The 13,657-nt window shown below is 72.0% G+C and carries 7 protein-coding genes; 6 read left to right on the top strand and 1 reads right to left on the bottom strand.

The genetic code is table 11. The features are described from left to right. The first annotated feature begins 8 nt into the window (after positions 1–8). Complete coding sequence (gene secA / locus IF01_RS0117120) at positions 9–2,771, top strand: preprotein translocase subunit SecA (protein ID WP_030394298.1); 2,763 nt, start codon at positions 9–11, stop codon at positions 2,769–2,771. A 164-nt stretch (positions 2,772–2,935) separates the two neighbouring features. Here secA and IF01_RS0117115 read toward each other — a convergent pair whose 3' ends face one another. Then, a complete protein-coding gene (locus tag IF01_RS0117115; protein WP_051755524.1) occupies positions 2,936–3,424 on the bottom strand; it encodes an Rv3235 family protein in 489 nt (162 codons plus the stop codon). Between the two features lie 456 nt (positions 3,425–3,880). Here IF01_RS0117115 and IF01_RS0117110 point away from each other — a divergent pair, with 456 nt between their 5' ends. The 5 genes from IF01_RS0117110 (at position 3,881) to IF01_RS0117090 (ending at position 13,582) form a co-directional block, all read left to right on the top strand. Next, positions 3,881–4,990: a patatin-like phospholipase family protein gene (locus tag IF01_RS0117110; protein WP_078880032.1), complete on the top strand. Its 1,110-nt coding sequence runs from the start codon at positions 3,881–3,883 to the stop codon at positions 4,988–4,990. Positions 4,991–5,165: 175 nt separating this feature from the next. Then, entirely contained in the window at positions 5,166–5,675 is a 510-nt protein-coding gene (locus IF01_RS0117105; RefSeq protein WP_030394295.1) for a DUF6912 family protein, read from the top strand. Between the two features lie 126 nt (positions 5,676–5,801). Beyond that, the gene (locus tag IF01_RS0117100; protein WP_030394294.1) at positions 5,802–6,458 is read left to right on the top strand and encodes an HAD family hydrolase; all 657 of its coding nucleotides are present in this window, start codon (positions 5,802–5,804) and stop codon (positions 6,456–6,458) included. Positions 6,459–6,676: 218 nt separating this feature from the next. Further along, positions 6,677–8,302 carry an L-glutamate gamma-semialdehyde dehydrogenase gene (pruA, locus tag IF01_RS0117095; protein ID WP_030394293.1) on the top strand — a complete coding sequence of 542 codons (1,626 nt, stop codon included), beginning with the start codon at positions 6,677–6,679 and terminating at the stop codon, positions 8,300–8,302. A 333-nt stretch (positions 8,303–8,635) separates the two neighbouring features. After that, entirely contained in the window at positions 8,636–13,582 is a 4,947-nt protein-coding gene (locus IF01_RS0117090; protein ID WP_030394292.1) for an NAD-glutamate dehydrogenase, read from the top strand. Positions 13,583–13,657 lie beyond the last annotated feature (75 nt).

Here is a 13,657-nt window from a genome sequence, read left to right as displayed (position 1 = left end):
CCGCTCACGTGTCCGTCTTCGACAAGATCCTGCGCGCCGGCGAAGGCAAGATCCTTCGCAAGCTGCAGCGGATTGCCGCCCAGGTCAACTCCATCGAAGAGGACTTCGTCAACCTCACCGACGCCGAGCTTCGCGCCCTGACGGACGAGTACAGGCAGCGACTCGTCGACGGCGAGTCCCTGGACGACATCCTCCCCGAGGCCTTCGCCACCGTCCGAGAGGCCGCCAAGCGCGTCCTCGGCCAGCGGCACTACGACGTCCAGATCATGGGCGGCGCCGCGCTGCACCACGGCTACGTCGCCGAGATGCGCACCGGTGAGGGCAAGACCCTCGTCGGCACCCTGCCCGCGTACCTGAACGCGCTGACCGGCAAGGGCGTGCACCTGATCACGGTCAACGACTACCTCGCCGAGCGCGACTCGGAGTGGATGGGCCGGGTGCACCGCTTCCTCGGCCTCGAGGTCGGCGTGATCCTCGGCAACATGACGCCCGCCGAGCGCAAGCGCCAGTACGGGATGGACATCACGTACGGCACCAACAACGAGTTCGGCTTCGACTACCTGCGCGACAACATGGCCTGGTCGAAGGACGAGCTCGTCCAGCGCGGCCACAACTTCGCCGTGGTCGACGAGGTCGACTCGATCCTCATCGACGAGGCCCGGACCCCGCTGATCATCTCCGGCCCGGCCGACCAGGCGACCAAGTGGTACGCCGACTTCGCCAAGCTGGTGCTGCGCCTCAAGATCGACCGCGACTACGAGGTCGACGAGAAGAAGCGCACCGTGGGCATCCTCGAGGAGGGTGTTACCCGGGTCGAGGACTACCTCGGCATCGACAACCTCTACGAGTCGGTGAACACCCCGCTCGTCGGCTTCCTGAACAACGCCATCAAGGCCAAGGAGCTCTACAAGAACGACAAGGACTACGTCGTCATGAACGGCGAAGTCATGATCGTCGACGAGCACACCGGTCGTATCCTGGCCGGCCGCCGCTACAACGAGGGCATGCACCAGGCGATCGAGGCCAAGGAAGGGGTGGAGGTCCAGAACGAGAACCAGACCCTGGCCACCATCACCCTCCAGAACTTCTTCCGCCTGTACGACAAGCTGGCCGGTATGACCGGTACCGGTACCACCGAGGCGGCCGAGTTCCACCAGATCTACAAGCTCGGTGTGGTGCCGATCCCCACCAACAAGAACCCGCTGCGCATCGACCAGCCCGACCTCATCTACAAGTCGGAGCCGGCCAAGTTCGCGGCCGTGGTCGAGGACATCGCCGAGAAGCACGAGAAGGGCCAGCCGGTGCTGGTCGGCACCGTGTCGGTCGAGAAGTCCGAGTACCTGTCGCAGGAGCTGCGCAAGCGTGGCATCCCGCACGAGGTGCTGAACGCCAAGCACCACGAGCGCGAGGCGCAGATCGTCGCCCAGGCGGGCCGCAAGGGCGCTGTCACCGTCGCCACCAACATGGCCGGCCGAGGCACCGACATCATGCTCGGCGGCAACGCCGACCACCTCGCGGCGGCCGAGCTGGCGCAGCGCGGGATCACCCCGGAGGACAGCCCGGAGGAGTACGAGGCCGCGTTCCCGGCCGCGCTGGAGAAGGCCAAGGCGGCCGTGAAGGCGGAGCAGGACGAGGTCAAGGAGGCCGGCGGCCTCTACGTCCTCGGCACCGAGCGGCACGAGTCCCGCCGGATCGACAACCAGCTGCGCGGCCGCTCCGGCCGTCAGGGCGACCCGGGCGAGTCCCGCTTCTACCTGTCGCTCGGCGACGACCTGATGCGCCTGTTCAAGGCCGGCATGGTCGAGCGCGTGCTCTCGATGGCCAACGTGCCCGAGGACGTGCCGATCGAGTCGAAGATGGTCACCCGGGCCATCGCCTCCGCGCAGACCCAGGTCGAGCAGCAGAACTTCGAGATCCGCAAGAACGTCCTCAAGTACGACGAGGTGCTGAACCGCCAGCGCGAGGTCATCTACGGCGAGCGCCGCCGGGTCCTGGAGGGCGAGGACCTGCAGGAGCAGGTCGGCCACTTCATGGACGACACCGTCGAGGCGTACGTCAACGCCGCCACCGGCGAGGGCTTCGAGGACGACTGGGACCTCGAGAAGCTCTGGACCGCGCTCAAGCAGCTCTACCCGATCACCCTGGACCTGGCCGAGCTGGAGGAGGAGGCCGGCGGCGCCGCCGGCCTCACCCCGGAGTTCCTCACCAAGGCCATCCAGGAGGACGTCCAGGCCCAGTACGGCGCCCGCGAGGACCAGCTCGGCGAGGAGATCATGCGCGAGCTGGAGCGCCGGGTCGTCCTCTCGGTGCTGGACCGCCGCTGGCGCGAGCACCTCTACGAGATGGACTACCTCCAGGAGGGCATCGGCCTGCGGGCCATGGCGCAGCGCGACCCGCTGGTCGAGTACCAGCGCGAGGGCTTCGACATGTTCACCGCGATGATGGAGGGCATCAAGGAGGAGTCCGTCGGCTACCTGTTCAACCTGGAGGTCCAGGTCGAGCAGCAGGTCGAGGAGGTCCCGGTCGAGGACGCCCAGGTGCTGCTCGACAAGCTGGAGAAGGACGCCCCCCGTCCGGAGATCAAGGCCAAGGGCCTGGAGGCCCCGAAGCCGCAGCGGCTGCACTACACGGCCCCCTCGGAGGAGGTCGGCGGCGGTGTGGTCGAGGGCGAGTTCGACGACCTCGGTGCCGAGGACGAGGGCGACGGTCTGACCCGCGCCGAGCGTCGCAAGGCCGCCAAGTCGGCCAAGGGCCGCCGCCGCAAGAGCTGAGGCGGGGCCGACCGGACCGGTCGGCCGCCGCACCGGGCGCCACTCCCGTACGGGGGTGGCGCCCGGCGTCGTTCCCGGGGCGGCCGCCGCCGGTGCCGGGGCCGCTGCGGCGGCCTCCACGCACCGGGCGGGCGGGGACGGGCGCGAGCACGGTCCGGGGCGGCTCATCGGGCCTCCACGGCGGTGCACTGCCACTGGCCGGACGGCCCCCGAGGCTCCAGCCGGAACGCCACCATGTGGTGCCGGTCGCCGAGGTCGACCCGGACACAGGCCTCGACCGCGTCCGGCGCGGGCGAACGGTCGTGCACCGGCCCGAGCCGCGGCCGCTCGCCGCTCCGCGTCCCGCGCAGGGTGCCGGCCCGGACCAGGGCCGACAGCTGGCCGTAGCAGTCCAGGGTGGTGTGGCGCAGCAGCTGTCCGGACGGCCGGGAGCCGGTCAGCACCTCCACCAGCCGGTGCGCGAACCGTGTGCTCAGGCCGCCCCGCGGGTCGGGGCCCGTTCGGTCGGCGCAGGCCGACCTGGGGTGGCGGGGGCGCCGAGGTGCGGCGACCGCCCGGTGGTCCCGGGCGGTGCCGTGCGGGCGGTACGGGCGCGCCGACAGGACGGCGGGCGGGGCGGGCGGGTGAGCGGCGCGGTTCGGACATGCGGTCATGGGCCTTCCTCGGAGCGGCGGGCGGGTCGGGGCCCGGGCGGGGCCCGGTGGGCTGCTGCGGTCGGGGCGAGCGTCGGGGTGGAGCGTCGGGGCGATGCCGGTCGGTGGTGGGTGGTGCCGGTCGGGACCGGGTGGTGCGGGTGCGGACGGGTTCCTTGTTAACGGCCGTCCGCAGCGGGCTGCAACGGCTTTGCGAGGGGCGCCCCGGCCTCCGGAAAGTTCACCTATCCGGGTGAGTCGGCCCGTGCGGGAACGGGGGCGGGCCGGAGCCGGTCCGCACCGGGTTGACGCACCGGGAAGGGCGGGAAAGCCCGAAAGAGGACGGTCGGGTTCGCCAGGACGGGCGTTGCGGTCCGGGTCGGTCGACGCGCAGGATCGGAGACCGGAGCCGGATCGGGCCGCCCGTCGCGGGCCCGTCCCGGACCAGCACCGCCCCGACGAGGACAGGCGGCCGGCATGACGACATGGGTATCCGGGACACGGCCGACGGCACCGCGGGCCGCCGGCGCTCCCCGGCGCGGTCTGGTGCTGGGCGGCGGGGGCATGCTCGGCGCGGCCTGGACGGTCGGCGCGCTCTGCGCGGTGGAGGAGGCGACCGGCCGCCCGGCCGGTGACGCGGAGGTGGTGCTCGGCACCTCGGCCGGGGCGATCCTGGGCGCGCTGCTGGCCGCCGGGGTCGGCGCCGAACAGCTCCGGGACCACCAGCGGGGACTGCCGATCACGTCCGGGCCGCTGGCCGGGGTCGACTTCGACTACGACACGGCGGTCGGCGGCGCGCTGCCGCCGCGGCCCCGGGCGGGCATCGGCTCGCCGGGGCTGCTGCGGGACGCCGTGCGGCACCCGCGCGAGTACCCGCTGCTCACCCTGGTCTCGGCGATGGCCCCGCACGGCCGGGGCTCGCTGGAGCCGGTGGGCGCGCTGGTCGGCGGCCTGTTCGGCGGTGCCGGGGCGACGGCCACCGGGGCGGCCGGAGTGACCGGGGCGGCCGGGCGCGCCTCGGCGCTGCGGGTCGTCGCGGTGGACTACCGCAGCGGCCACCGGGTGGTCTTCGGCGACCCGGACGCCCCGCCCGCCGGCGTCGGCGAGGCGGTGATGGCCTCCTGCGCGATCCCGGGCTGGTTCGCCCCCGTCCGGGTGGGCGGGGCCGACTACGTGGACGGCGGCTGCTGGTCGGCCACCAACGCCGATCTCATGCTCGACCGGGGCCTCGACGAGGTCTACGTCCTGGCGCCCATGGCGCTGTGCAGCGACCCGCCGGGGCATCCGCAACCGGGGCACTCGGAGTCCGTCCCGGGCGCGTCCGTCTTCGCGCGCGCCCGGCGCGGGCGGGACCTCCCGCGCGGGGTGCTCGCCCAGGTGGTCGGCCGCTACCGCAGGGCGGTGACCCGGCAGCTCCTGCGCGAGGCCGGACTGCTGCGGGCGGGCGGCGTCCGGGTCCACCTGCTCGCGCCCGCACCCGCGGACCTGGCCGTGATGGGGCCGAACATGATGGACCCGTCCCGCCGGGGCCCGGTCCTGGAGAGCGCGCTGGACACCTGCCGCCGGGTCCTGGAGGCCGCCGGCTGATCCGGTACGGCGGGCGGGACGGCCCCCGGAACGGCGCGGCGGCGGGCCCGCCGGGGCGCGCGCGGGGCCCGGGCGGAGGGCCGACGGGTGCACGGGTGATCGCGTCGACGCGTCCGGAGCTTATTCTTGGGGACGCTGGAAGCTGTGCCGCTGGACGAACCGGAGAGTGCCACCGATGCGCGTGTACGTGCCCACCACCCTGACCGGCCTGGCGGCGGCGCACTCGGGCGGCGCGCTGGAGCAGTCCGCGGCGTACGCCGTGACGCCCGCGCTGCGCGAGTGGTACGTCAGCGACGACCTGGAGGAGCTGGAGTACGCGGCGCTCAACCGGGCCGCCCAGTCCTCGCTCCGTCTGCTGGCCGCCGAGCCGGACGCCCCGCGCCGCCGGGTGGTGATCGCGCTCGACGTCGCCGACTCGGCCGTGACGCCGTTCCCCGGCGACGAGTACCAGGACCAGGCCTCGCTGGGCCGGGTGGTGCTGGCCGGGCCGCTGAAGCTGGCCAAGGCGGCGGCCGTGCACGCCGATGTCGCGGACCGCGACGTGGTGGCCGATGTGGCGGCCGCGGTCGGGGCGGTGGCGGCCGCGGACGCGGGCGACCAGGACGCCCAGTTCACCGTGGACGGCGCCGAGGACCACGACCTGCTGTGGTTCGCCACCCAGGAGATCGCCGGCCTGCTGGCCTGAGCCCGCGCCGGGTCCCGCACTCCGAGGCCCCGAGGCCCCGAGGGTCAGGGGCGCCGAGGACCAGGGCCCCGGCCGCCGTGAGCCCCGTCCTACCGGTCCGGCCGGACGCGGCGCTACCGTTCAGACGTGCGCACTCATATCGTCTGGGACTGGAACGGAACGCTCTTCCACGACATGGAAGCGGTGCTCGGAGCGAGCAACGCCGCTTTCGCGACCATCGGCGTGGCGCCGATGACGCTGCAGGAGTACCGAGAGCAGTACGAGATCCCGATCCCCAGGTTCTACCAGCGGCTGCTCGGCCGGCTGCCCTCCGAGGCCGAGTGGCTGCGGCTGGACGACGCGTTCCACGACCGCTACCACCAGCTGAGCGCCGCCTGCGGCCTCACCGACGGCGCCCGTGAGCTGCTGGACGGCTGGCGCGCGGCCGGGCGGAGCCAGTCGCTGCTGTCCATGTACCAGCACGACCGGCTGCTGCCGGTCGTCGAGGGCTTCGGCCTGACCGGCCAGTTCCTGCGGGTGGACGGGCGCAGCGGCCCGGCCGGCGGGCAGAAGGCCGAGTACCTGGTCCGGCACCTGGCGGCGCTCGGCGAGCAGGTGGACCCGGCCCGCACCGTGCTGATCGGGGACGCGGCGGACGACGCGCTGGCCGCGCTGGAGGCGGGCGCGCACGCCGTGCTCTACACCGGCGGCTCGCACACCAGGGAGAAGCTGGAGCCGGTCGGCGTGCCGGTGGTGGACAGCCTGGCGGAAGCGGTGGAGCTGGCGGGCCGGATCGCCGGCTGACGCGCTCCCGGCTGCGAACCGGCCCCGGACGGGTCCCGGACGGGCGGCGGAGGGTCGGCGGAGGGTCGGCAGACGGGCGGTGGAGTGGCGCGCGCCACTCCACTCGCTGGCGTGTCCGGGCGGGCGCGGCGCCCCCCGGCTGGTCAGGCTGGACGGGTGCCGGGCCCGTCGTCGGAACGGGCCGGCCGCCCCACCAGGAGCGGAGCCCGCCCATGCCCATCGACGCAGTCACCGACGTCCCGGTCCCGGGCAACGAGCCGGTGCTCGGCTACGCGCCCGGCAGCCCGGAACGGGAGCGGCTGGTGCGCCGGCTGGACGAGCTGGCGGCCGAGCCGGTCCCGCTGCCGATGACCATCGGCGGCGAGCAGCGGTTCGGCGGCGGAGAGCGGATCGACGTCGTCCAGCCGCACCACCACGCGGCGAAGCTGGGCGTGCTGGGCAACGCCACCCGGGAGGACGCCAGGGCCGCCGTGGACGCCGCGCTGGCCGCCGGGCGGGACTGGCGCGGACTGTCCTTCGACGACCGGGCGGCGGTCTTCCTGCGCGCCGCCGACCTGCTGGCCGGCCCGTGGCGGGAGACGCTCAACGCGGCGACCATGCTCGGCCAGTCCAAGACGGCCCAGCAGGCGGAGATCGACTCGGCCTGCGAGCTGATCGACTTCTGGCGCTACAACGTCCACTTCGCCCGGCGGATCCTGGCCGAGCAGCCGGTCTCCTCGCCCGGGGTGTGGAACCGCGTCGACCACCGCCCGCTGGAAGGTTTCGTCTACGCGATCACCCCGTTCAACTTCACCGCCATCGCCGGGAACCTGCCGACCGCGCCGGCGCTGATGGGCAACACCGTGGTGTGGAAGCCGGCGCCGACCCAGACGCTGGCCGCGTACCACCTGATGCGGCTGCTGGAGGCGGCCGGGCTGCCGCCCGGGGTGATCAACCTGGTCACCGGTGACGGGCAGCAGCTGTCCGCGGTGGCGCTGGCGGACCCGGCGCTGGCCGGGCTGCACTTCACGGGTTCCACCGCGACCTTCCAGTCGCTCTGGCAGACGATCGGCGCCAACATCGGCGGCTACCGCAGCTACCCCCGGATCGTCGGCGAGACCGGCGGCAAGGACTTCCTGCTGGCGCACCGCTCGGCCGATCCGGAGATCCTCAAGGCGGCGCTGATCCGGGGCGCCTTCGAGTACCAGGGCCAGAAGTGCTCGGCGCTCTCCCGCGCCTACCTGCCGCGCAGCCTCTGGCAGCGGATCAAGGACGACCTGCTCGCCGAGGTGGACGCGCTGGCGGTCGGCGACGTCACCGACCTGTCGAACTTCATGGGCGCGCTGATCGACCGGCGCGCGTTCGAGCGGAACCGGGACGCGATCGAGCGGGCCAAGGCCGACCCGACGGTGGAGCTGGTGGCCGGCGGCCAGTACGACGACGCGATCGGCTGGTTCGTCCGCCCGACCGTGCTGGTCTCCTCGGACCACCGCAACGAGATGTTCCGCACCGAGTACTTCGGCCCGATCCTGGCCGTCCACGTCTACGAGGACTCCCGCTGGGACGACGTGCTCAACCGGGTCGACGCGGGCGCCCCGTACGGGCTGACCGGCGCCGTGGTCGCCCAGGACCGCTACGCGATCGCGCAGGCCCTGGAGGCGCTGCGGTTCGCCGCCGGGAACTTCTACATCAACGACAAGCCGACCGGCGCCGTGGTGGGCCAGCAGCCGTTCGGCGGCGGCCGGGCGTCCGGCACCAACGACAAGGCGGGCGCGCCGCAGAACCTGCTGCGCTGGACCTCCGCGAGGTCGATCAAGGAGACGTTCGTGCCGCCGACCACCCACGTTCACCCGCACATGGGCTGAACGCCGACCGTGTGCACACCGGCTCCGCACGAAGTTCCGGCTTTCGGCGCAAACCGGCAGGCTGATTGGACAAGCTGTCCAGGACGGCTCGATCTTCCTGCAGGTTTGCGCCTGCTTGTCCCCTGACACCTTCGATTGATCCCGTTAGGCTGGCTGGCGTCGTCGGGTGGCTCCGCAGGCCGAACGTTGCGTCCTACCCACTGCAGAGGTGTTCCATGCGCGCCATGGGGCCTTTTCAGCTGGATGGTGCGGCAGGATTGCGGAAGACCCCGGCGGTGGATCCCGATACCACCACCGAGTCACGCAACGGCGCGCGACAGGAGCCAAGAAGTCATGCAGACCAAGCTGGACGCAGCCAAGGCCGAACTGCTCAGGAAGGCAGCAGCAGCCGCTGAGAACAGCCAGGTGGGGGGAGCGGCGCCGGGGGAGGGACTGAGCAACGGCGCTCTGTCCGCGTACCTGCACCACTACTACCTCCACACGGCGGCCGAGGACCTGGTCGACCGCGACCCGGTCGACGTCTACGGCGCGGCCGCCTCGCACTACCGCCTGGGCCTCAAGCGCCCCCAGGGCACCGCCGAGGTGCGGGTGCACACCCCCTCGGTCGAGGAGAACGGCTGGTCCTGCGGCCACACCGTGGTCGAGGTCGTCACCGACGACATGCCGTTCCTGGTCGACTCGGTGACCAACGAGCTGTCCCGCCAGGACCGCGCGATCCACATCGTCATCCACCCCCAGCTGGTCGTCCGCCGCGACATCACCGGCAAGCTGCTGGAGATCCTCGACGTCGACGCCTGCGCCCGCAGCCAGGCCTCCGGCACCGAGTGGCCGGCCGACGCGACCGTCGAGTCGTGGATGCACATCGAGGTCGACCGCGAGACCGACCGCGACGACCTGCGCGAGATCGAGACCGACCTGCGCCGGGTGCTCGGCGACGTCCGCGAGGTCGTCGAGGACTGGACCAAGATGCGCGACTCCGCGCTGCGTCTGGCCGACGAGCTCGCCGAGCAGCCCCCGGCCGGCCTGCCCGAGCAGGAGGTCGGCGAGGCCTGGGAGCTCATGCGCTGGCTCGCCGACGACCACTTCACCTTCCTCGGCTACCGCGAGTACGACCTGGTCGAGCACGAGGGCGAGGAGGTCCTCAAGGCCGTCGCCGGGACCGGCCTCGGCATCCTGCGCTCCGACCCGATCGGCCACGACGACCAGCACCACGCCGTCAGCGAGGCCTTCGGCCGGCTGTCCGCGCCGGTGCGCGCCAAGGCCCACGAGAAGAAGCTGCTCGTCCTCACCAAGGCCAACAGCCGGGCGACCGTGCACCGCCCGTCCTACCTCGACTACGTCGGCGTGAAGAAGTTCGACGCCAACGGCGTGGTCATCGGCGAGCGCCGCTTCCTCGGCCTGTTCTCGGCCGCCGCCTACACCGAGTCGGTCAGCCGCATCCCGGTCGTCCGCCGCAAGGTCCAGGACGTCATCGTCGACTCCGGCTTCTCCACCGAGAGCCACGACGGCCGCGACCTGCTGCAGATCCTGGAGACCTTCCCCCGGGACGAGATCTTCCAGACTCCGGCCGACGAGCTGCTGCAGATCGCCACCAGCGTGCTCTACCTCCAGGAGCGCCGCCGGCTGCGGCTGTTCCTGCGCCAGGACGAGTACGGGCGCTACTTCTCCGCGCTGGTCTACCTGCCGCGCGACCGCTACACCACCCGCATCCGGCTGCGCCTCATGGACATCCTGATGCAGGAGCTCAACGGCGCCTCGATCGACTACACGGTCTGGTCGACGGAGTCGGTGCTGACCCGACTGCACTTCGTCGTGCGGGTCACCCCCGGCAGCGAGCTGCCGCACCTGTCGGACGCCGAGATCGAGCGGATCGAGGCCAAGCTGGCCGAGGCCGCCCGGTTCTGGATGGACGGGTTCAACGACCAGCTGCACGTCGAGCTGGGCGAGGAGAAGGCCGCCGAGCTCTCCCGCAAGTACGCCAACGCCTTCCCCGACGGTTACCGCGCGGACTTCACCGCGCGCACCGCGGTCGCGGACCTCAAGCAGATCGAGTCGCTGCACGGCGACGGCGACTTCCGGCTGAACCTCTACCAGCCGGTCGGCGCCGGCGACGACGAGCGCCGCTTCAAGATCTACCGGGTGGGCGGCCCGATCTCGCTCACCGAGGTGCTGCCGGTCCTCCAGCGACTGGGCGTCGAGGTGCTCGACGAGCACCCGTACGCGCTGACCCGCTCCGACCACACCACCGCCTGGGTGTACGACTTCGGTCTGCGGCTGCGCGAGGCCGTCGAGCTGACCGACGAGGCCCGCGACCGCTTCCAGGAGACCTTCGCCGCCACCTGGACCGGCCTGGCCGAGAACGACGGCTTCAACGACCTCGTCCTGACCGCCGGGCTGACCTGGCGCCAGGCGATGATGCTGCGCGCGTACGCCAAGTACCTGCGCCAGGCGGGCTCCACGTTCTCCCAGGACTACATGGAGGACGCGCTCCGCAACAACACCCACACCACCCGCCTGCTGGTGAACCTCTTCGAGGCCCGGCTCAGCCCCAGCCACCAGCAGGGCGCGCTGGAGCTGACCGAGGGCATCCTGGAGGAGCTGGACGGCGCGCTGGACGAGGTCGTCTCGCTGGACGAGGACCGCATCCTGCGCTCCTTCCTGCACCTCATCAAGGCCACCCTGCGGACCAACTTCTTCCAGCACGACGGCACCGGCGCCTGGCACTCCTACGTGTCGATGAAGTTCGACCCGAAGGCCATCCCGGACCTGCCGGCCCCGCGCCCGGCGTTCGAGATCTGGGTCTACTCGCCGCAGGTCGAGGGCGTGCACCTGCGCTTCGGCAAGGTCGCCCGCGGCGGTCTGCGCTGGTCCGACCGGCGCGAGGACTTCCGCACCGAGATCCTCGGCCTGGTCAAGGCGCAGATGGTGAAGAACACCGTCATCGTGCCGGTCGGCGCCAAGGGCGGCTTCGTCGCCAAGCAGCTGCCGGACCCGTCGGTGGACCGTGACGCCTGGCTGGCCGAGGGCATCTCGTCCTACAAGACCTTCATCTCGGCGCTGCTGGACATCACCGACAACCTGGTCGGCGGCGAGGTCGTCCACCCGGCCGACGTGGTCCGCCACGACGAGGACGACACCTACCTGGTCGTCGCCGCCGACAAGGGCACCGCGACCTTCTCCGACATCGCCAACGGTGTCGCCGAGTCCTACGGCTTCTGGCTGGGCGACGCGTTCGCCTCCGGCGGCTCGGCCGGCTACGACCACAAGGGCATGGGCATCACCGCCCGCGGCGCCTGGGAGTCCGTCAAGCGCAACTTCCGCGAGCTCGGCGTCGACACCCAGTCCGAGGACTTCACCGTCATCGGCATCGGCGACATGTCCGGCGACGTCTTCGGCAACGGCATGCTGCTCAGCGAGCACATCCGCCTGGTCGCCGCCTTCGACCACCGCCACATCTTCCTGGACCCGAACCCGGAGGCGGCCTCCTCGTACGCCGAGCGCCGCCGCCTGTTCGAGCTGCCCCGCAGCTCCTGGGACGACTACGACCGGTCGCTGATCTCGGCCGGCGGCGGGATCTTCCCGCGCAGCGCCAAGTCGATCCAGCTCACCGCGCAGGTCCGGGCCGCCCTGGGCGTCTCCGACACCCGGCTCACCCCCGCCGAGCTGATGAAGGCCATCCTGCAGGCGCCCGTCGACCTGTTCTGGAACGGCGGCATCGGCACCTACGTCAAGGCCTCCACCGAGACCAACGCCGAGGTCGGCGACAAGGCCAACGACGCCATCCGCGTCAACGGCGAGCAGGTCCGCGCCCGCGTCGTCGGCGAGGGCGGCAACCTCGGCTGCACCCAGCTCGGCCGCATCGAGTACGCGGCCTCCGGCGGCCCGGAGAGCACCGGCGGCTGGATCAACACCGACGCCATCGACAACTCGGCCGGCGTGGACACCTCGGACCACGAGGTCAACATCAAGATCCTGCTCAACCAGGTGGTCGCCGACGGCGACATGACGGTCAAGCAGCGCAACACCCTGCTCGCCGAGATGACCGACGAGGTCGGCCACCTCGTCCTGCGCAACAACTACGCGCAGAACGTGGTGCTGGCCAACGCGGTCGCCCAGGCGCACAGCATGGTCAACGTCCACTCCCGGATGATCAACCGGCTGGAGTCGGCCGGCCAGCTCGACCGGGGCCTGGAGTACCTGCCCACCGAGCGGCAGATCCGCGAGCGCCAGCAGAACGGCCGGGGCCTGTCCCAGCCCGAGATGTCGGTGCTGCTCGCCTACACCAAGATCACCCTGGCCGACGAGCTGCTCGCCACCGACCTGCCCGACGACCCGTTCTTCCGCACCGCGCTGCACGAGTACTTCCCCAGCGCGCTGCGGGCCCGGTTCGCCGAGCAGATCGACCGGCACCCGCTGCGCCGCGAGATCATCACCACGCTGATCGTCAACGACACGATCAACCGCGGCGGCTGCACCTTCGCCTTCCGCCTGAAGGAGGAGACCGGCGCGACCTACGAAGAGGTCGCCCGCACCCACACCGCCGCCCGGGCCGTCTTCGGCCTGGAGGAGATCTGGTCCGAGATCGAGGGCCTGGACAACCGGGTCCCGGCCCGGGCGCAGACCAAGATGCGGCTGCACTCGCGCCGTCTGGTCGAGCGCGCCACCCGGTGGATGCTCAACAACCGGCGCCAGCCGCTGGACATCGCCGGCACCATCGAGTTCTTCCACGACCGGGTCAACCAGGTGTGGGGCTCGCTGCCCAAGCCGCTGCGCGGCGAGGACCTGGCCTGGTTCGAGCACGTCTACGGGGAGCTCGCCGGCGCCGGTGTGCCGGAGGAGCTCGCCACCCGGATCGCGGGCCTGTCCTCGACCTTCCCGACCCTGGACATCACCGAGGTCGCGGACCGGTCCGGCAAGGACGTCGCCCAGGTCGCCGAGCTCTACTACGACCTCGCCGACCGCCTGCAGATCACCCACCTGCTCGACCGCATCATCGAGCTGCCGCGCATCGACCGCTGGTCGTCGATGGCCCGCGCCGCCATCCGCGAGGACCTCTTCGCGGCCCACGCGGCGCTGACCGCCGACATCCTGGCCTGCGGCCCCGAGGGTGCCACCCCCGAGGAGCGGTACACCGCCTGGGCGGAGCTCAACGCGACCCTGCTGAACCGGGCCAAGAGCACCCTCGACGACATAAGGGGTTCGGACAACTACGAGCTGTCCAGCCTCTCGGTCGCGATGCGTGTCATCCGGACCCTGCTCCGCACGGGTTCGATGCGCTGACGAGGTTGTAGCGGTTCGACGGCGGGCCCGCGTCCTGGTGGACGCGGGCCCGCCGCTTCGTGTGCGCACACGTTC

Source organism: Kitasatospora purpeofusca (genome assembly GCF_000718025.1).
In the GTDB taxonomy this organism is placed as follows: Bacteria; Actinomycetota; Actinomycetes; order Streptomycetales; family Streptomycetaceae; genus Kitasatospora; species Kitasatospora purpeofusca.
Note: the sequence above shows the minus strand (reverse complement) of the source record. Positions and strands in the feature narration are given on the sequence as shown.

Bases quoted from the DNA above. Each gene is read 5' to 3' on its own strand.
- IF01_RS0117115 (WP_051755524.1), bottom strand. From the start codon at position 3,424: ATGACCGCATGTCCGAACCGCGCCGCTCACCCGCCCGCCCCGCCCGCC.
- IF01_RS0117110 (WP_078880032.1), top strand. From the start codon at position 3,881: ATGACGACATGGGTATCCGGGACACGGCCGACGGCACCGCGGGCCGCC.
- IF01_RS0117105 (WP_030394295.1), top strand. From the start codon at position 5,166: ATGCGCGTGTACGTGCCCACCACCCTGACCGGCCTGGCGGCGGCGCAC.
- IF01_RS0117090 (WP_030394292.1), top strand. From the start codon at position 8,636: ATGCAGACCAAGCTGGACGCAGCCAAGGCCGAACTGCTCAGGAAGGCA.